Source organism: Knoellia remsis (assembly GCF_003002895.1).
Lineage (GTDB): Bacteria > Actinomycetota > Actinomycetes > Actinomycetales > Dermatophilaceae > Knoellia > Knoellia remsis.
The window spans coordinates 114,167-132,755 of sequence record NZ_PVTI01000003.1; the positions used below are offsets into that span (position 1 = coordinate 114,167).

Here is an 18,589-nt window from a genome sequence, read left to right on the forward strand (position 1 = left end):
GGCGTCGTTACCGTCCGCGTGAGCCGCACTGCGTGGGTGGCGCAGTGGAGACACTGTGCCACGAAAGTGAGCGACTATGTCAAGGATTCCGCCAAAAGCAGTCACGATCAATCACATCGCGCACTTCAGGGTGCGTGCCGAGGTCACCGTCCCACACGACGATCGTGGGCGGGTGTGTTTGGGCTCTCAGTCCGGTTGCGGCCCGATAACGGTCTAGACCGGAGCGGGGCTGGGCGCCTTCTCGTGCGGTCGCCCGTCCGTCCCGTCCGTATGCCGTGCCTCGCGGATGACGTCGACGAAGCGGCTCATGATGTCGTTGAGTCCGAAGTCCTTGGGCGTGAACACCTCGGCGACGCCCGCCTGCTTGAGCCGAGCCGCGTCGGACTCGGGGATGATGCCGCCGACGATGACCGGGATGTCCCCCGCCCCGGCCTCGCGCAGGCCGTCGAGGACCTCGGGCACGAGCTCCATGTGCGAGCCCGACAGGATCGAGATGCCGACGAGGTGGACGTCCTCGGAGACGGCGGCCGCGACGATCTGGTCCGGCGTGAGCCGAATCCCCTGGTAGATCACCTCGAACCCGGCGTCGCGGGCCCGCACGGCGATCTGCTCGGCACCGTTGGAGTGGCCGTCGAGGCCCGGCTTGCCGACGAGGACGCGCAGCGTCTCGCCCAGCTCGTCACGCAGTTCGGCGACCCGCTCGCGGACGGCGGCGAGCTCGGTCCCGGCTGTTCCTCCGGCAAGGCCCACGGACCCGCTCACGCCGGTCGGTGCACGGAACTCGCCGAAGACGTCGCGCAGCGCCTGGGCCCACTCCCCCGTCGTCACCTCGGCGCGGGCGCACTCGAGCGTCGCCTCCATGAGGTTCTCGTCGGTCGCGGCGACCTCGCGCAGCCGCTCCATCGCGGCGGCAGCCCGGTCCCGGCGCTCGGGGTCGGCGTCGCGCTGCTCGCGCCACTGGCGCACCGCAGCGGCCGCAGCCGCCTCGACCCCGGGGTCGACCGTCTGGATCGCGGTGTCGAGGTCGGCGGTGAGCGGGTTCGGCTCGGTCGACTCGAACTTGTTGACCCCGACGATGACGTCCTCGCCGGCTTCGATCCGCTGTCGCCGCAGGGCATGCGAGGCGACCAGGGCCGACTTCATGTAGCCACTCTCGACGGCCGCGACGGCGCCACCCAGCTCGGACACGCGGGCCATCTCGGCCCGAGCCCCGGCGACGAGCTCGGCGACCTTGGCCTCGACGACGGTCGAGCCGGCGAAGAGGTCGTCGTACTCGAGCAGGTCGGACTCGAAGGCCAGCACCTGCTGCATGCGCAGCGACCACTGCTGGTCCCACGGCCGGGGCAGGCCGAGCGCCTCGTTCCACGCCGGCAGCTGCACCGCGCGAGCACGCGCGTCCTTGGACAGCGTGACCGCGAGCATCTCGAGGACGATGCGCTGGACGTTGTTCTCCGGCTGGGCCTCGGTGAGGCCGAGCGAGTTGACCTGCACGCCATAGCGGAAGCGCCGCTGCTTGGCGTCGGTGACGCCGTAGCGCTCGCGGGTCAGCTCGTCCCAGAGCTCGACGAAGGCGCGCATCTTGCACATCTCCTCGACGAACCGCACCCCGGCGTTGACGAAGAACGAGATGCGGGCGACGACCTCGCCGAACCGCTCCGGCGGCACCTGTCCCGAGTCACGCACCGCGTCGAGGACGGCGATGGCCGTCGACATCGCGTACGCGATCTCCTGCACGGGCGTGGCGCCGGCCTCCTGCAGGTGGTAGCTGCAGATGTTGATCGGGTTCCACTTGGGGATCTCGGCGACCGTGTAGGAGATGACGTCGGTGATGAGCCGCAGCGAGGGCCCGGGCGCGAACACGTAGGTCCCGCGCGACAGGTACTCCTTGATGATGTCGTTCTGCGTCGTCCCGGCGAGCGCCCGGACGATCCCGGCAGGGTCCTCACCCGCGGCCGCGGCCTGCTCCTCGGCCGCCACCTGGTAGAGCGCGAGCAGCCACATCGCCGTCGCGTTGATCGTCATCGACGTGTTCATCTGCCCGAGGGGGATCTGGTCGAAGAGCGCGCGCATGTCGCCGATGTGCGAGATCGGCACCCCGACCTTGCCCACCTCGCCGCGGGCGAGGACGTGGTCGGGGTCGTAGCCGGTCTGGGTCGGCAGGTCGAAGGCGACCGACAGCCCCGTCTGGCCCTTCTCGAGGTTGCGCCGGTAGAGCGCGTTGCTCGCCGCGGCACTGGAGTGACCGGCATACGTCCGCATGACCCACGGGCGGTCGCGCTCCGGACGCGCAGGCTCGGCCGCCTCGGTCGTGGCAGCAGCCTCGGCGGCCTCGGGTGCCGTGGCGGAGTCGGCGGCGGCAGCGGCGTCGGGACGGTCTTCGGGCATGCGCTCGACGCTACCGGCGGCCCCACGGGCGGGACAGTGGCTCAGGCGGTGAGAGTGCTCACGCGGGTGACGGTCCTCACGCGGAAGCCGCACTCCGGCCCCGCGACACCGCAGGTGGGCGCCGGGACGGCGAGATGCGGTCGAGCAGCCACTCGATCGGTCCGGGACCGATGAACCGCGCCCATGCCCACGACACGAAGAGGCACCCGACGACGAAGATGACGAACGGGGTCCAGCTCGGCGGGGACCACCGGTCGATGAGCGGCACGAGGAAGAGCACGTGCCCGACGTAGAGCGAGAGTGCCACCCGCCCGATGAGGGCGAACGGCCGCAGCAGGCGGGCACCCACACCGTCGGCGCGGCCCTCACCTCCCAGCGCGACCACCGTGACGAGACCGTATGCCGCGAGCGCCAGACCGTTCTCCTGCAGCTGGTCGGGGAAGTCACCGGAGAAGACGACGGCGACGCCGAGCAGCTCGAGGGCGTAGCTGAGCCAGGCCATCGTGAGGCCGCCGATGAGGCACCACCACGCGGCGCGTTCGTCCCGGAGCCCGCGCCGCGCGAGCACCGCGCCGAGGAGGAAGAGCGGCAGCAGGGTGAGCACCCGGTAGTGGGTGTTGAGGACGAGCCACTCGACGAGCGGGTTGCTCGCCCAGTCCGCGGTGGGCGGGAGGCCGCCGGGCTCGCCGCCACCGGCCCGGGTCACCGCCGTGATGACGAACGGCGAGATCGCGACGAGGGCGAGCGCCACGCCGAGCAGCCAGCGCGTCCCGAGCAGCAGCAGTGGAGTGCCGACGATGAGCAGGACACCGAGGATGTGCAGGATGACCGCGGCCCAGTGGTCGAACTGCTCGAGACCGACACCGAGCGCGACGAGGGCGAGGCCACGCACGAGCGCCCGCGCGAATCCCCGACCCGCGGACGGTCCCGGGAAGACGAGACCGGCGGAGATGCCCATGACGAGCGCGAAGAGCGGCGACGCCGTGTCGTTGACCTGGGCCAGCACGAAGTTCGGCAGGGACGACAGGAGCGGCGTGATCCAGGGCAGTCCGTGGGCGACGACCATCGCCACGACGGCGAGGCCGCGCGCGGCGTCGAGCGACAGGACCCGTTCGGCCGGTCGGGACACGGGCGCAGGCCCAGCGGTCGGGGCGTCGGTGACCATGGCCACGAGTATGGAGCAGCGGGGGTGAGAGGGTGGGCCCATGGTCAACCTCACCCGCATCTACACCCGCACCGGCGACGACGGTACGACCGGGCTCGGCGACTTCAGCCGCACGCGCAAGACCGACCCGCGCCTCGCGGCATACGCCGACGCCAACGAGGCCAACGCCGTCATCGGCGTGGTCCTCGCAACCGGTGAGCTCACCGACGACGTCCGCGCGATCCTGCGGCGAGTGCAGAACGACCTCTTCGACGTGGGCGCGGACCTCTCGACGCCGCTGCAGCGCGACCCCGAGTACCCGCCGCTGCGCGTGCAGCAGGAGTGGGTCGACGAGCTCGAGTCCGACTGCGACACCCAGAACGCCAAGCTCGAGAAGCTCCGGTCGTTCATCCTCCCCGGAGGCACGGTGGCGGCAGCCCACCTGCACCAGGCGACGACCGTCGTCCGTCGCGCCGAGCGCACGACGTGGGCGGCGATCGAGGAGCACGGCACCGAGGAGGGCACCGGCAAGGGTGTCGGTGGCGTCAACCCGGTGGCCGCGGCCTACCTCAACCGGCTCTCGGACCTGCTCTTCATCCTCGCGCGCGTGGCCAACCTCGACGCCGGCGGCGACGTCCTCTGGCAGCCCGGCGGCGGCCGCTCCGAGGCACCGGAGAAGGAGCGCCGCTCCCCCGCCGCTGCGGGTGTGCCGGACACGGACGACCCCACCACCGACGACGACTGAGCGCCGGAATCGGGCCGTGCGCCGGCCCGGCGGGTCAGGCGACGTTGACGTTGAAGCCGGGCGGGCTGCTCTCGAGCCAGGCGCGCAGGGCGGTGTATGCCGCCGGGCTGAGCGCCAGCTCGCACGCGTGGTCGTGGGTGCGCCCGGCGACGCTCACGGCATCCGAGGGCAGGCCGGGCACCGGCTCGGCGAGTCGCTTCGGGGCACCGAGGTCGAGGTCGCGACGCCGCCACGAGTGGCCCGGCCGCAGGGAGGGGCCGACGACCGAGAACCAGTCGAGCCGGTCGTCGGCGATGCGGGCCAGGCCGAGCCGCCAGCGCCGGTCCGCCGTCCGGACGGCACAGATCATCAGCGGCTGACCGCCGGAGATCCAGCGTCGCCGCAGCCAGACGAAGACCACGCAGAGCGCGACGAGGGCGAGCGCCACCGCGAGAACGATCTCGGCGGTGACGATCGGCGACATGGTCGGCTCCGCTGACTACTTCGCGAGTTCGGCGGCGTCGACCGACTCGGCGAGGATCGTCACCCGGTCGTGGTCGACGGACAGGAACCCGCCGTCGATGCGGACCGTGCGCTTGCCGCCCTCACCGTGGATCGTCACGTCGCCCTCGACGAGCACGCCGAGGAGGGGCGTGTGCCCGGGCATGATGCCGAGCTCGCCCTCGATCGAACGGGCGCTCACCTGGCTCGCCTCGCCCTCCCAGACCTTGCGGTCCGCGGCGACGAGTTCGACCTGAAGCTGGCTCACGTGGTCCTCCGTGAAGTGGTGTTGGGGTGAAGTCTAGCTGCGCCTCGGGAGTGCTCCGCAGCAGCGGGTTCCCGCGTGGTCGGCTCCCGACCGATACGTCCGGTATGCCGCAGGGCCGACACCGCGTGCGGCACCGGCCCTGCGATCGTCACCGAGAGGCTCGGCTCACAGGTTCTTCTGGATCTCGGCCCACTGGCGCTCGACGTCGTCGAGGCCACCGCACATGAAGAAGGCCTGCTCGGCGACGTGGTCGTACTCGCCGTCGGCGATCTTCGTGAACGCCTCGATGGTGTCGGCCAGCGGGACCGTCGAGCCCTCGATGCCGGTGAACTGCTTGGCGACGTAGGTGTTCTGCGACAGGAACCGCTGGATGCGACGGGCCCGGTTGACGAGGATCTTGTCCTCTTCGGAGAGCTCGTCGATACCGAGGATGGCGATGATGTCCTGCAGCTCCTTGTTGCGCTGGAGGATCTGCTTGACGCGCACCGCGGTGTTGTAGTGGTCCTCGGAGATGTACCGACGGTCGAGGATGCGCGAGGTCGACGTCAGCGGGTCCACGGCCGGGTAGATACCGAGCGAGGCGATCTCGCGCGAGAGCTCGGTCGTCGCGTCGAGGTGCGCGAACGTCGTGGCCGGGGCCGGGTCGGTGTAGTCGTCGGCCGGCACGTAGATCGCCTGCATCGAGGTGATCGAGTGACCACGCGTCGAGGTGATGCGCTCCTGGAGGACGCCCATCTCGTCGGCGAGCGTCGGCTGGTAGCCGACAGCGGACGGCATACGACCGAGGAGGGTGGACACCTCGGACCCGGCCTGGGTGAACCGGAAGATGTTGTCGATGAAGAGGAGCACGTCCTGGTTCTGGACGTCGCGGAAGTACTCCGCCATCGTCAGCGCCGAGAGGGCGACGCGCAGACGGGTGCCCGGCGGCTCGTCCATCTGGCCGAAGACGAGGGCGGTCTGGCCGAGGACGCCGGCCTCCTCCATCTCGTGCATGAGGTCGTTGCCCTCACGGGTGCGCTCACCGACACCGGCGAACGTCGAGACACCACCGTGGTCGCGGGCGACGCGGGCGATCATCTCCTGGATGAGGACGGTCTTGCCGACACCGGCACCACCGAAGAGGCCGATCTTGCCACCCTGCACATAGGGGGTGAGCAGGTCGATGACCTTGATGCCGGTCTCGAACATCTGGGTCTTGGACTCGAGCTGGTCGAAGCTCGGAGCCTTGCGGTGGATGCCCCAGCGCTCGGTGACGTCGAGGGTCTCGCCCGGCTCGAGGTTGAGGCAGTCACCGGTCGCGTTGAAGACGTGGCCGAGGGTCACGTCGCCGACGGGCACGGTGATCGGGCCACCCGTGTCCTGCACGCGCGAGCCGCGGACGAGGCCGTCGGTGGGCTGCAGGGAGATGGCGCGGACCATGTTGTCGCCGATGTGCTGGGCGACCTCGAGGTTGAGGTTCTTGGCCTCGCCACCGAGCTCGACCTCGGTGGTCAGCAGGTTGTACTGGTCCGGCATCGCGTCGACGGGGAACTCGACGTCGACGACCGGGCCGATGATCCGCGAGATCCGGCCGACGCCGCCCTCGCGGGTGTCCTGGGTGCCTTCAGTGACAGTGGCAGTCATTTCGGTTCTCTCTCACTTGCTCTCGGCCAGGGCGCTGGCGCCACCGACGATTTCGCTGATCTCTTGGGTGATCTCGGCCTGACGGGCCTGGTTGGCCAGTCGGGTGTACTTCTTGACGAGCTCCTCGGCGTTGTCCGTCGCGGACTTCATCGCGCGCTGGCGCGCCGCGAGCTCGGAGGCGGCCGCCTGCAGCATGCAGTTGAACAGCCGCGAGTTGACGTACTTCGGCAGGAGGGCGTCGAGCACCTCCTCGACGGACGGCTCGAACTCGTAAAGCGGGAAGAGCTCCGCGTCCGCGGCCTCGGCCATCTCCTGCTCGACGATCTCGAGCGGCAGCAGCCGGATGACCTCGGGCTCCTGGGTCACCATCGACACGAAGCGCGTGTAGACGACGTGGACCTCGTCGACGCCGCCCTCGGTGTCGGAGTCCTTGAGGAAGTCGTCGACGAGGCGGCGACCGATCTCGCGGGCCGTCTCGAAGCTCGGCTTCTCGGAGTCCCCGGTCCACTCGGCGGCGAAGGGCCGGTCACGGAACGTGTAGTAGCCGACCGCCTTGCGCCCGACGAGGTAGGGCACGGGCTCCTTGCCCTCGTCGCGCAGCCGCTGCAGCAGCCGCTCGGACTCCTTGATGACCGCCGAACTGTACGCCCCGGCGAGGCCGCGGTCGGAGGTGATGATGAGCACCGCGGCGCGCTTCACCGTCTCCTTCTCCGTCGTGAGCACGTGGTCCTCGTTCGAGAACGTCGCGACGGCCGAGACGGCACGGGTGATGGCGCGCGCGTACGGGGTGGACTCGCGCACCGCCTGCTGCGCCTTGACGACGCGCGAGGCGGCCATGAGCTCCATGGCCCGCGTGATCTTCTTCGTCGCGCTGACGGAGCGGATGCGCTGCCGGTACTCCCGGATCTGCGCTCCCATGGCGTTCCGCCTTTCGTGGTGTCTGTGTTGCCTGGAAAGTCTGTGTGTCCGACGCGTCCGGTATGCCGTCCGCGTGCGAGCCGCTGCCCGCTCCCGGTGCCGGGTGGTCACCGAGGTGACCACCCGGCATACGGGTCAGCGCTTCTGGCGGACGATCTGCTCCTGGTCGGAGTCGAGAGCGTCGTCGCCGCTCTCGGACTCGTCACCGACCGGGACGGTGTCCTTGTTCGAGGGCTCGAAGCCCTTCTTGAAGGAGTCGATCTCGGCCTTGAGGGCCTCCTCGGTCGACTCCTCGAACTTGCCCGACTCACGGATGGCCGCGAGCAGGTCGCCCTTGCTGCGGCGCAGGTGGTCGAGGAACTCGGTCTCGAAGCGGCGGATGTCCTCCACCGCGACGTCGTCGAGCTGGCCGGTCGTGCCCGCCCACACCGAGACGACCTGCTCCTCGACCGGGTAGGGCGAGGACTGCGGCTGCTTGAGCAGCTCGACGAGGCGCTCACCCTTGGCCAGCTGGGCCTTGGAGGCCGGGTCGAGGTCGGAGGCGAACATCGCGAACGCCTCGAGCGCGCGGTACTGGGCGAGGTCGAGCTTGAGGCGACCGGAGACCGACTTCATCGCCTTGGTCTGCGCGGCACCACCGACGCGGGAGACGGACACACCGACGTCGACAGCCGGGCGGACGTTCGCGTTGAACAGGTCGGCCTGGAGGTAGATCTGGCCGTCAGTGATGGAGATGACGTTCGTCGGGATGTACGCCGAGACGTCGCCCGCCTTGGTCTCGATGATCGGCAGGCCGGTCATCGAGCCGGCGCCGAGCTCGTCGTTGAGCTTCGCGCAACGCTCGAGCAGCCGGGAGTGCAGGTAGAAGACGTCACCGGGGTAGGCCTCGCGGCCCGGCGGGCGGCGCAGCAGCAGCGACATCGCGCGGTAGGCCTCGGCCTGCTTGGACAGGTCGTCGAAGACGATGAGGACGTGCTTGCCGTCGTACATCCAGTGCTGGCCGATGGCCGAGCCGGTGAACGGCGCGAGGTACTTGAAGCCGGCCGAGTCCGAGGCGGGCGCCGCGACGATGGTGGTGTACTCCATCGCGCCGGCCTCCTCGAGGGTGCCCTTGACGCCGGCGATGGTCGAGCCCTTCTGGCCGATGGCGACGTAGATGCAGCGAACCTGCTTCTCCGGGTCGCCGGTCTCCCAGAACTCCTTCTGGTTGATGATCGTGTCGACCGCGACCGTGGTCTTGCCGGTCTGGCGGTCGCCGATGATGAGCTGGCGCTGGCCACGGCCGATGGGCGTCATGGCGTCGACGGCCTTGAGGCCGGTCTGCAGCGGCTGGTGCACCGACTTGCGCTGGACGACGTTCGGCGCCTGGAGCTCGAGCGCGCGGCGCTCGGTGCTGTCGATGTCGCCGAGACCGTCGATGGGGTTGCCGAGCGGGTCGACCACGCGGCCGAGGAAGCCGTCGCCGACGGGGACGGAGAGGACCTCGCCGGTGCGCTTGACCTCCTGGCCCTCCTCGATCTTGGAGAAGTCACCGAGGATGACGACACCGATGTCGTGGACGTCGAGGTTGAGCGCGAGGCCCAGCGTGCCGTCCTCGAACTCGAGCAGCTCGTTGGTCATGGCCGAGGGCAGGCCCTCGACGTGGGCGATGCCGTCACCGGCGTCGATGACTCGGCCGACCTCTTCGCGGGAGGCCGCGCCGGGCTCGTAGGACTGGACATAGCTGTCCAGCGCGTCCCGGATGTCCTCCGGACGGATCGAGAGCTCCGTCATTGTGATCTCTTCTCCTTGTTGCGGCTCCTGCTGAGCCGGAAGTGTGGTGTCGGTGGTGCGTGTTCTCTTGTATGCCGTGCGTGCCGGTCGCGTGGACGCGACCCGGGGTCAGCCGCTGAGGTCCTGGCGGACCGTGTCGAGGCGCCGCTGGACGGTGCCGTCGACGACCTCGTCGCCGACCTGGACGCGGATGCCACCGATGACGCCTTCGTCGATGACGCTGCGGATGCTGACCTTCTTGCCGTAGATGTCACGCAGCGCGTTCGCGAGCCGGTGCTCCTGGCGAGCGTCAAGAGGGACCGCGCTCGTCACGAGGGCGGTGAGCTCGTCACGACGGGTCGTGGCGAGGCGCAGGTACTCCTCGAGCACCCGGTCGAGCCGGCGGCCCCGGGGGACGAGGACGGCCTGCTCGGCGAGGCGCACGGTCTCGGGCGAGGCCTTGCCCTCGAGCAGCTTGCGCACGACGCCGGCCTTGCCGGTGGCGTCGGTGTTGCGGCTCGAGAGGATGTCGCGCAGCTCGGCGTCGGCGGCGACGACCCGCTCGAAGCGGAAGAGCTCGTCCTCGACGTCGTCGATGCGCCCGGCCTTCTCCGCGCTCGCGAGCAGCGCGCTGACCGCGAGGGCCTCGAGCGTGTCGCCGAGGTCGCCCTCCTCCGACCAGCGCTGGGCGACGACCTCACCGGTGAGGGTGCTCGCCGCCTCGCTCACCTTGCCGCCGAAGAGACGGTCCGCGAGAGCGCGCTTGGCCTCTCCGTCGCGGGAGGGGTCGGCGAGTGCGCGACGCAGCGACACGTCGCTGTCGATGGTGCGACCGATCGCGAAGAGCTGCTCGGCGAGCTCGGCCCGGTCGACGCCGTCGAGCGCGCGGCCGAGGGCCTCCTCGGCCGCGCGTCGTGCGCCACGGGAGCTGCCACGCATCAGGCGTCCCGCCCCGCGGTGCCATCCGTGCCGAGGTCGAGCTGACCCTGCTCCGTCGCGCCGGCCGAGGACGCCGGGGCCGCGACGGTCGCCTCCGCGCTGACCTTCTCCGGGCGGACGGTGCCGCTCTCGAGGTCGGCGAGGAAGCGGTCGATGATGCCCTTCTGGCGCACCTCGTCCTCGAGGGACTCCCCGACGATCCGGCTCGCGAGGGTGGTCGACATGGTGCCGACCTCCGAGCGGAGCGAGACGAGGGCCTGCTGGCGCTCGGCCTCGATCTGCCGGCTCGCGGACTCGGTGATCCGGTTCGCCTCGGCCTGCGCCTTGTCGCGCATCTCGGCGACGATCGAGGCACCCTCGGCACGCGCCTCCTCACGGATGGCGTTGGCCTCGGTGCGGGCCTCGTGCAGCTGCGCCTCGTACTGCTGCAGTGCGGCCTGGGCCTGGGCCTGGGCCTCCTCTGCCTGCTCCATGCCGCCCTCGATGGCGGCGCGGCGCTCCTCGTAGGCCTTCTCCAGGTTGGGGACGACCTTCTTGGAGACGACCAGGTAGAGGATCCCGATCATCACGAAGCCGAAGATCAGCTCGGGGATGTACGGGATGAGCGGCATCTTGGGGCCCTCGGACGCTGCCAAGGACACGACCGACGATGCGGTGTCGGTGAACTGCACGGGGTACTCCTAGTGCTTCGTGCCGGGTCGGAGGTGGTGATCCTCAGGATCAGAGGAAGAAGAGCACCAGGCCGAAGATCGCGAGCGCCTCGGCGAGCGCGAAGCCGAGAATGGCGATCGGCTGCAGGAGGTTGCGGGCCTCGGGCTGACGGGCCACGCCGTTGATGTAGGCGGCGAAGATCAGGCCGACGGCGATGGCCGGGCCGATGGTCGCAAGGCCGTAGCCGACGAGCGAGAGGTTGCCTTCCACGATGAATCCTCTTTCGTGTTTCTGTGGTCCCTCCGTGGCCGAGTGCCGCGGAGGAAGAACGGGGGTGGAGCTATGCAGTTGTACGGGTGGAGCAGCGGGTGGGTCGACGGCTCAGTGGTCGTCGGCGAGGGCGCCGGCGATGTAGCTCGCCGACAGGAGGGTGAAGACGTAGGCCTGAAGGAACTGCACGAGCGCCTCGAAGACGACCATGACCGCGGCCATGAGGAAGGTCGGCACCGAGAGCAGCTTGAAGAGCACGTCTTGGGTGAGGAAGTAGGCGCCGGCGCTGACGAAGAGCACGATGAGCATGTGGCCAGCGAACATGTTGCCGAAGAGTCGCAGGGCGAGCGTGAGCGGCCGGGTGACGAAGTACGTGATGAGCTCGAGGACGAAGATGGCGGGGCGGATCCACCCGGGCAGACCGTCGGGCACCATGTGCGCGAAGTAGCCCTTGACGCCGTGCTTCTTGAAGCCGATCCAGTGGTAGACCACGTAGACGACGAGCGTCAGCGCGATGGGGAAGCCGATCTTGCCGAACGTCGGGTTCATGACCGGGGGGAGGATGCCGAACCAGTTGTTCAGCAGGATGAGCGAGAAGAGGCTGAAGAGCAGCGGCGCGAAGCGCAGGAAGTCCTTGGACCCGATCATGTCGCGGGCGATGCCGTTGCGGGCGAGGTTGTAGAAGCCCTCCATCATCCACTGGCCCTTGGACGGGACGACGGCAGCGTTCTTCGACAGGGCGACCATGACGACGCTGAGGATGAGGACGGAGATGCCACCCCAGACCATCTGCTCGGTGATGAAGGTGCCTCCGACCGGCAGCCAGAAGATGTCCGGAGTCGGTGGCGAGAAACCACCCTCCCCGCCTTCGGCTCCGGGGACGGCGGTCGTGGTCCCTGCGGTGAGCGCAGTCAGGATCACAGGTCGATCTCCTCGTTCATGGTGATGGGCGCACCCTGCGATGGCGGCTCGGTCACGAGTCGCGTGCGTCCGGCGGTCAGGGGCGTCACGACGTACCGTACCGGAGCCAGATGGTGTACAGCGACAGCCCCATCCCGACGAGGATCCCCACGACGACGAGGAAGCCGGTGCCGAGCAGGCGGTCGAGTCCCCAGCCGATCGCCCCGAAGAGCGCCGGTCCGGTGATGAGGTAGGCGATGACGGTCGCGCCGAGCGCGTCGGCCCGCGCGGTCGCGCTGGGCTTCTCGGGGTCGTCGTGCCAGGTCGAGAACGGCTCGTGCCCCTCGACGCCCTTGGGGATGCGGCGCTCCTCGACCATCACCGGGCTCCCCCGTCGAGCGCGCCGGGGTGGATCTCCTGGCGGGAGCGGATGTAGCCGGCGATCTGGCCGACCTGCATCACGAGCGTCTGGACGATGGCCGCGAGCGCGAACGCCCGCCCGTCGAGCCAGTCGACGCGACGCAGCACGAGGACGACGGCGGCGATGAGGATGAGCTGGCCGAGGTAGACGACACCCGCCCCCGCCATGGACGTCGCAGTCGACCCCATGACGACTGCCGTGATGCCGAACAGCCCCGCGAGCAGCACGACGAAGACGGTCGCGGCACCCGCGAGAGCCGAGAGCGCGGCGTGCTCACCGGCATACGCCCAGAAGGCTCCGGCGAGGACGATCAGGGCGATCATCCCGGGGACGAGAGCGCCGCGCAGCATCATCCGGACCGGGGTCCGTGGCGCGCGGTTGGTGGTCACTGGTGGCTCTCCGTCGAGGTCGTTCCGGGTGCTTGTGAAAACTATCACAAGCGCCCCCGGGCGGGCCAACTGGCCGTCGAACCGAGCGTCCGCGGGCGTTGCAGGGCAGCGCAATACACTCGCCTCCATGAGACAGCGGATCCTCGTCGGCTTGGCCATGGCCGACGCGGTCCTGCTGCTCGTCGCCTTCGTGCTCGGTACCGCTCTGGTGTTCGACCGGCTGCCGGCGGCGACACCGGGCGAAGCCGTGCAGGTGCTCGCCCGGCTGTGCGCGATCTGGGTGCTGAGCTCCTTCATCGGGAGCTTCATGACCGGCTTGGTCGTCTCCCAGGGCCCGCCGCGGCCGACCTATGGACGCGGCGTGCTCACGACGATCTTCGCGTTCTTCGCCCTCGCCGGCCAGATCATCGTGCTGCGGCCCTACTTCTCGCGCCCGCTCGTGCTCGCCGTCGGAGTCATCTGGCTGCTCCTCGTCCTGCTGCTGCGCTACGTGCTGCGCCGACGTCCGTGGAGCGAGCGCATCGTCGTCATCTCGAAGTCCGACGAGCTCATCGGCGAGGTGCGCCGGGCGCGACACATCACGGTTCTCGACGTCATCGACCCCAACACCAGCGGGCCGATCCCCCCTCCGCCACCGGACGCCTCGATCGTCGTCGACCTCAGCGTGCCGTGGTCACGCGACGTCACCCGTTACGTCTCGGCGACCTCCGTCGCCGGCCGCGAGGTGCGCTCCCTCGGCGAGATGTACGAGGCGCACACGGGACGGGTGCCGCTCGACCACCTCAGCGAGGGGTGGGAGATCGAGAACTCCCTCACCCGCAAGCTGCCGTTCCTCCCTTTCAAGCACGCGATCGACCTGGTCCTCGTCGTCCTCACCGTGCCGCTGTGGCTCCCGATCGTCGCCGTGGTCGCACTCCTCGTGCGGGTCATCGACGGGTCACCGGTGATCTTCAAGCAGGTCCGGGTCGGACGGCGCGGCGAGCTCGTCGAGCTGTTCAAGTTCCGCACGATGCTCGTGGATGCCGAGGCAGAAGGTGCGAAGCAGGCCGTCGGTCACGACCCACGCATCACTCGTCTCGGGCGCATCCTGCGAAGCATCCGCCTCGACGAGCTCCCGCAGCTGTTCAACGTCCTGCGCGGGGACCTCTCGATCGTCGGCCCGCGCCCGGAGCAGGTGGCGTTCGTGCAGACCTACCGCGAGGCCATCCCGTTCTACGAGCAGCGCCACCTCGTGCGACCCGGCATCACCGGCTGGGCCCAGGTGTGCCACGGATACGTCGCCTCCGAGGAGGAGACGATCAAGAAGCTCTCCTACGACTTCTACTACCTCAAGCACATGTCGCCGCTGCTCGACCTCGAGGTGCTCGCGCGGAGCGTGAAGACGATCCTCACTGCCTCGGGCACGACGCCGCGTGACCTCGCGCAGGAGCAGGCAGAGATCGACGAGGAGGCCGTCGACCTCGCCGAGGACACGGCGACGCACCGTCCCATCAGTCCCGCGGATGGACCTCGGAAGCAAGAGCACCGCCCGAAGCGCGCCAGCTGACCTCCCCGACTGACTGCCGGTTCTCGGCTGTGCTCTCCCGACCGTCAGCGGGTCTGCCGTCCCCGCCCGGGCATCAGCGGGGGTATGCCGGGAAGCGCGTCACGAGGTCGCTCACCTGTGCGCGCACTTCCTTGGAGACCGCGTGCTCGGGGTCGGCGTCGCCGTCGATGACGGCTCGGGCGATGAGGTCGGCGATGGTGCGCATCTCGTCCTCGCCCATGCCCTGGGTCGTGACGCACGGCGTGCCGACGCGGATGCCGCTGGCGATGTTGGGCTTCTGCGGGTCGAAGGGGATGGCGTTCTTGTTGAGGGTGATGCCGGCGGCGTCGCAGCGCGCTTCAGCGTCGACTCCGGTGACGAGCACCGGCTGGAGGTCGTGGAGCGACAGGTGGGTGTCGGTGCCGCCGGTCGTGGGACGGATGCCCTTCTCCCCCAGCGCTTCCGCAAGCACCTTGGCGTTGGCGACGACCTGCTTGGCGTAGGCGGCATACTCCGGAGTCGCGCACTCCTTGAAGTTCGTCGCCTTCGCCGCGATGGTGTGCATCTGCGGTCCGCCCTGCATCATCGGGAAGACGGCCTTGTCGATCGCGGCGGCGTGCTCCTCGCGGCAGACGATGGCGCCGGAGCGGGGACCGCGCAGGACCTTGTGGGTCGTGAAGCTGACGACGTCGGCGTGCGGCACCGGGCTGGGGATGGCCTTGCCGGCGACGAGCCCGATGAAGTGGGCTGCGTCGACCCAGAAGATCGCGCCGACCTCGTCGGCGATGGCCCGGAACCGCTCGAAGTCGATGAGCCGCGGGATCGCCGAACCACCGGCGAGGATGACCTTGGGCCGGTGCTCCTTGGCGAGGCGCTCGACCTCGTCGTAGTCGATGTCCTCGGTGTCCTTGTCGACGCCGTAGTGGACCGCGTCGAACCACTTGCCCGAGAACGACACCTTGGTGCCGTGGGTGAGGTGGCCGCCGTGGGGCAGGCTCATCGCGAGGATGGTCTCGCCCGGCTTGAGGAAGGCGCCGTAGACCGCCTGGTTGGCACTCGCGCCCGAGTGCGGCTGGACGTTCGCGTGGTCGGCGTCGAAGAGCGCCTTGCACCGCTCGATGGCGAGCGACTCGGCCCGGTCAACGACCTCGCACCCGCCGTAGTAGCGGCGGCCGGGGTAGCCCTCGGCGTACTTGTTCGAGAGCGTCGAGCCGAGGCTGGTCAGCACCGCGGGCGAGGACATGTTCTCGCTGGCGATGAGCTGGAGACCGCCGCGCAGCCGGGCGAGCTCGTCGACGAGCACCGACGCGATGTCGGGGTCGAAGGACTCGAGGGCCCCGAAGTCGGAACCGTAGAACGTCTCACTCATCGCTGTTCTTCTCCTGGTGGGCGGGCTGTGCGTCGGTGGCGGCGGGCTCCTCGGCGGGCGGCTCCGACGACGCGGTGGCCGGCCCGTCCTCGACCTGCTCCGTCGGCAACTCTAGGTGCTCGGCGGCGACGGCCATGATCTCGTCCGCGTCGATGGCACCACGCCGGAGGACCACTGGCTCCGCGCCGGTGCAGTCGACGATCGTCGAGGGCAGGCCGCCGGCGACCGGCCCGCCGTCGAGGTAGAACTCGACGGACGCACCGAGCTGGGTGGCCGCCTCGACGATGGTGCGCGACGCGGGGTGCCCGGTGCGGTTCGCGCTGCTCACGGCCATGGGCCCCACGCTGCTCAGCAGCTCGAGTGCGACCTCGTTGTCCGGCATCCGCAGGGCCACGGTGCCACCGGTCTCGCCGAGGTCCCACATCAGCGACGGCTGCGCCTTGAGGATGACGGTGAGCGGCCCGGGCCAATAGCGCTCGACGAGAGCGCGCGCGTACTGCGGCACGTCCGTGGCGAGACCGTCGAGGGTCCGGGTCTCCGCGACGAGCACGGGCGGAGGCATCTCGCGACCGCGACCCTTGGCATCGAGGAGGCGCTGCACGGCATCGGGCGAGAAGGCGTCGGCACCGATGCCGTAGAGCGTGTCGGTGGGGAGGACGACGAGGTCGCCCTGGCGCACCCCTGCCGTGGCCTTGGTGACACCGTCGAGGCGCCCTTCAGGGGTGGTGCAGTCGAAGACCGGACTCATGCGGACCAGCCTAGGACCGGGGCACCGCTCCCCAGACCTCGACCCGCGCTCGAAGCGCCGATCGGCAGGCTCCCGGTCGAGGGTCTCAGGCTCGGACGGCGACGACGGCGCGAGGGCGGCCGGTGAGGTCCGCACGGTCCTCGACGTGGGCCCACGACCCGGTGGCCCGCAACGCTGCCGGCAGGGACTCGCCTTGGACGTCGGCGTGCTCCATGACGAGGACGCCTCCGGGGCGCAGCAGGCTCGCCGACCGGGCCGCCACGAGGCGCGGGATCGCCAGGCCGTCCTCGCTCCCGCCGTAGAGCGCGACGTGCGGGTCGTGGTCGCGGACCTCGGGATCGACCGGCTCCGCGGTCGTGGGGATGTACGGCGGGTTGCTCACCACCACGTCCACGAGACCTTCGAGCTGCCCGTATGCCGTGATCGCATCGCCGTGGTCGAGCTCCACTCCCAGCCCGGTCGCCTCGACGTTGCGCCGGGCCCAGGCGACGGCCAGGTCGCTCACCTCGACGGCGTGCACCCGCGCGTCCGACACCTCGGCCTTGACGGCGAGCGCGATGGCGCCGGAGCCGGTACACAGGTCGACGACAACGGGCTCGACGACCCCCTTCTCCATCGCGGCCCGGGCAGCGTCGACGGCCCAGCCGGCGACGACCTCCGTCTCGGGCCGAGGGACGAAAACCCCTGGCCCGACGTGTAGTTCGAGCCCGCGGAACCAGGCCCGCCCGGTGAGGTGCTGCAGCGGCACCCGCGCCGAGCGCTCGGCGACGAGGCCGGCATACCGCTCGGAGAAGGCCGCGTCGACCGGCGAGCGGAGCACCATCCGACGACGCACCTCACCCGCGTCGACGCCGAGGACGAACGCCGCGAGCTCGACCGCGTCGGCCTCCGGCGAGCCGATTCCCGCTGAGGAGAACGCTTCTCGCGCCGCGACGACCTCGGCGTGCAGGGTCACGAGCCCTCGCCGAGCGCCTCGAGCCGGGCCTCCTCGTCGGCGGTCATCGCGGACTCGACGACGGGGTCGAGCTCGCCGCCGAGGACGACGTCGAGGTTGTAGGCCTTGAACCCGGTGCGGTGGTCGCTCACCCGGTTCTCGGGGAAGTTGTAGGTGCGCACCCGCTCGCTGCGGTCGACGGTGCGGACCTGGCTCGCCCGCAGGTCGGCGTTGGCCTCGGCTGCGGCATCGGCGGCCATCTGGTGCAGGCGCGAACGCAGCACCCGCATCGCCGCCTCGCGGTTCTGCAGCTGGGACTTCTCGTTCTGGCAGGTGACGACCGTGCCGGTCGGCAGGTGGGTGATGCGGACGGCCGAGTCGGTCGTGTTGACGCTCTGCCCGCCCGGACCGGAGGAGCGGAAGACGTCGATGCGCAGGTCGTTGGGGTGTAGCTCGACGTCCGGGGTGTCCTCGACCTCGGGCATGACCCAGACGCCGGCGGCGCTCGTGTGGATGCGGCCCTGGGTCTCGGTCACCGGCACACGTTGCACGCGGTGGACGCCGCCCTCGTACTTGAGCCGGGCCCATGGCCCCTCCCCTGGTGCGGGGTTGCCGCGGGCACGGATCGCGACCTGGACGTCCTTGTAGCCACCGAGGTCGGTCTCGGTCTCATCGAGCACCTCGGTGCGCCAGCCGCGGCGCTCGGCGTAGCGGAGGTACATGCGCAGCAGGTCACCCGCGAAGAGCGCCGACTCGTCGCCACCCTCGCCGGCCTTGACCTCGAGGATGACGTCGCGGTCGTCCTCGGGGTCGCGCGGGACGAGCAGGCGGCGGAGCGTGTCGGCACTGCTCTCCACGGTCGCCTCCAGGGCGGGCACCTCCGCGGCGAAGGTCGGGTCCTCGGCGGCCAGCTCGCGGGCCGCCTCGAGGTCGTCACTGGCGACCTGCCACGCGCGGTATGCCGTCACGGTCGGTCCCAGCGCGGCATACCGCTGGTTGACCTCGCGCAGGCGGTCCGGGTCGGAGGCGATCGCCGGGTCGGCCATGCTCGCCTCGAGCTCAGCGTGCTCCTGCACGAGGGCGGCAGCGGACTCGAACATCGGTGACCTCTTTGCGGGAAGGCGGGTG

General features: G+C 70.1%; 19 protein-coding genes. 2 read left to right on the plus strand and 17 right to left on the minus strand.

The annotated features are described in order from the left end of the window. Positions 1 to 213: 213 nt before the first annotated feature. Both BCF74_RS02985 and BCF74_RS02990 read right to left on the minus strand, forming a co-directional pair. Positions 214 to 2,259 (minus strand): protein meaA, encoded by a 2,046-nt coding sequence (locus BCF74_RS02985; RefSeq protein ID WP_106296568.1) that lies wholly within the window; start codon positions 2,257 to 2,259, stop codon positions 214 to 216. Between the two features lie 202 nt (positions 2,260 to 2,461). Continuing rightward, positions 2,462 to 3,550, minus strand: coding sequence for a heparan-alpha-glucosaminide N-acetyltransferase domain-containing protein (locus BCF74_RS02990; protein ID WP_170070112.1), 1,089 nt, complete (start codon positions 3,548 to 3,550; stop codon positions 2,462 to 2,464). A 40-nt stretch (positions 3,551 to 3,590) separates the two neighbouring features. Here BCF74_RS02990 and BCF74_RS02995 point away from each other — a divergent pair, with 40 nt between their 5' ends. Beyond that, a complete protein-coding gene (locus BCF74_RS02995; RefSeq protein WP_106296473.1) occupies positions 3,591 to 4,274 on the plus strand; it encodes a cob(I)yrinic acid a,c-diamide adenosyltransferase in 684 nt (227 codons plus the stop codon). 34 nt (positions 4,275 to 4,308) lie between these two features. Here BCF74_RS02995 and BCF74_RS03000 read toward each other — a convergent pair whose 3' ends face one another. From BCF74_RS03000 to BCF74_RS17240, 11 genes are all read right to left on the minus strand, one after another. Then, on the minus strand, positions 4,309 to 4,737 hold the full coding sequence (locus tag BCF74_RS03000; RefSeq protein WP_106296474.1) for a DUF2550 family protein: 429 nt from the start codon (positions 4,735 to 4,737) through the stop codon (positions 4,309 to 4,311). 15 nt (positions 4,738 to 4,752) lie between these two features. Continuing rightward, positions 4,753 to 5,022: a F0F1 ATP synthase subunit epsilon gene (locus BCF74_RS03005; RefSeq protein ID WP_106296475.1), complete on the minus strand. Its 270-nt coding sequence runs from the start codon at positions 5,020 to 5,022 to the stop codon at positions 4,753 to 4,755. A gap of 165 nt (positions 5,023 to 5,187) precedes the next feature. Next, on the minus strand, positions 5,188 to 6,645 hold the full coding sequence (gene atpD, locus BCF74_RS03010) for a F0F1 ATP synthase subunit beta (RefSeq protein WP_106296476.1): 1,458 nt from the start codon (positions 6,643 to 6,645) through the stop codon (positions 5,188 to 5,190). 12 nt (positions 6,646 to 6,657) lie between these two features. Continuing rightward, the gene (locus BCF74_RS03015; protein ID WP_106296477.1) at positions 6,658 to 7,563 is read right to left on the minus strand and encodes a F0F1 ATP synthase subunit gamma; all 906 of its coding nucleotides are present in this window, start codon (positions 7,561 to 7,563) and stop codon (positions 6,658 to 6,660) included. A gap of 135 nt (positions 7,564 to 7,698) precedes the next feature. After that, the gene (atpA, locus tag BCF74_RS03020) at positions 7,699 to 9,336 is read right to left on the minus strand and encodes a F0F1 ATP synthase subunit alpha (RefSeq protein WP_106296478.1); all 1,638 of its coding nucleotides are present in this window, start codon (positions 9,334 to 9,336) and stop codon (positions 7,699 to 7,701) included. Positions 9,337 to 9,444: 108 nt separating this feature from the next. Next, positions 9,445 to 10,254, minus strand: coding sequence for a F0F1 ATP synthase subunit delta (locus BCF74_RS03025; RefSeq protein WP_106296479.1), 810 nt, complete (start codon positions 10,252 to 10,254; stop codon positions 9,445 to 9,447). Next, a complete protein-coding gene (locus BCF74_RS03030; RefSeq protein ID WP_106296480.1) occupies positions 10,254 to 10,925 on the minus strand; it encodes a F0F1 ATP synthase subunit B in 672 nt (223 codons plus the stop codon). The genes BCF74_RS03025 and BCF74_RS03030 overlap by 1 nt, the downstream gene beginning before the upstream one ends. Before the next feature lie 49 nt (positions 10,926 to 10,974). Next, the gene (locus tag BCF74_RS03035) at positions 10,975 to 11,175 is read right to left on the minus strand and encodes an ATP synthase F0 subunit C (RefSeq protein WP_035902262.1); all 201 of its coding nucleotides are present in this window, start codon (positions 11,173 to 11,175) and stop codon (positions 10,975 to 10,977) included. A 111-nt stretch (positions 11,176 to 11,286) separates the two neighbouring features. Next, the gene (gene atpB / locus BCF74_RS03040; protein WP_245889181.1) at positions 11,287 to 12,096 is read right to left on the minus strand and encodes a F0F1 ATP synthase subunit A; all 810 of its coding nucleotides are present in this window, start codon (positions 12,094 to 12,096) and stop codon (positions 11,287 to 11,289) included. An 85-nt stretch (positions 12,097 to 12,181) separates the two neighbouring features. Then, positions 12,182 to 12,454 carry an AtpZ/AtpI family protein gene (locus BCF74_RS03045; RefSeq protein ID WP_106296481.1) on the minus strand — a complete coding sequence of 91 codons (273 nt, stop codon included), beginning with the start codon at positions 12,452 to 12,454 and terminating at the stop codon, positions 12,182 to 12,184. After that, positions 12,454 to 12,885, minus strand: a complete 432-nt coding sequence (locus BCF74_RS17240) for a hypothetical protein (RefSeq protein ID WP_170070113.1) — start codon at positions 12,883 to 12,885, stop codon at positions 12,454 to 12,456. The genes BCF74_RS03045 and BCF74_RS17240 overlap by 1 nt, the downstream gene beginning before the upstream one ends. 127 nt (positions 12,886 to 13,012) lie before the next feature. Between BCF74_RS17240 and BCF74_RS03055 the strand changes: the two genes are divergently transcribed. Next, on the plus strand, positions 13,013 to 14,431 hold the full coding sequence (locus BCF74_RS03055) for a sugar transferase (RefSeq protein WP_170070114.1): 1,419 nt from the start codon (positions 13,013 to 13,015) through the stop codon (positions 14,429 to 14,431). A 73-nt stretch (positions 14,432 to 14,504) separates the two neighbouring features. Here the strand turns inward: BCF74_RS03055 and BCF74_RS03060 are convergent, their stop codons facing one another. From BCF74_RS03060 to prfA, 4 genes are all read right to left on the minus strand, one after another. After that, entirely contained in the window at positions 14,505 to 15,779 is a 1,275-nt protein-coding gene (locus tag BCF74_RS03060; RefSeq protein WP_106296484.1) for a serine hydroxymethyltransferase, read from the minus strand. Further along, positions 15,772 to 16,527, minus strand: a complete 756-nt coding sequence (locus BCF74_RS03065) for an L-threonylcarbamoyladenylate synthase (protein ID WP_106296485.1) — start codon at positions 16,525 to 16,527, stop codon at positions 15,772 to 15,774. The genes BCF74_RS03060 and BCF74_RS03065 overlap by 8 nt, the downstream gene beginning before the upstream one ends. A gap of 85 nt (positions 16,528 to 16,612) precedes the next feature. Further along, complete coding sequence (prmC, locus tag BCF74_RS17525) at positions 16,613 to 17,482, minus strand: peptide chain release factor N(5)-glutamine methyltransferase (RefSeq protein ID WP_218279188.1); 870 nt, start codon at positions 17,480 to 17,482, stop codon at positions 16,613 to 16,615. Next, positions 17,479 to 18,561 (minus strand): peptide chain release factor 1, encoded by a 1,083-nt coding sequence (gene prfA / locus BCF74_RS17530; protein WP_106296486.1) that lies wholly within the window; start codon positions 18,559 to 18,561, stop codon positions 17,479 to 17,481. Before prfA ends, prmC begins: the two co-directional genes overlap by 4 nt. Positions 18,562 to 18,589: the final 28 nt, after the last annotated feature.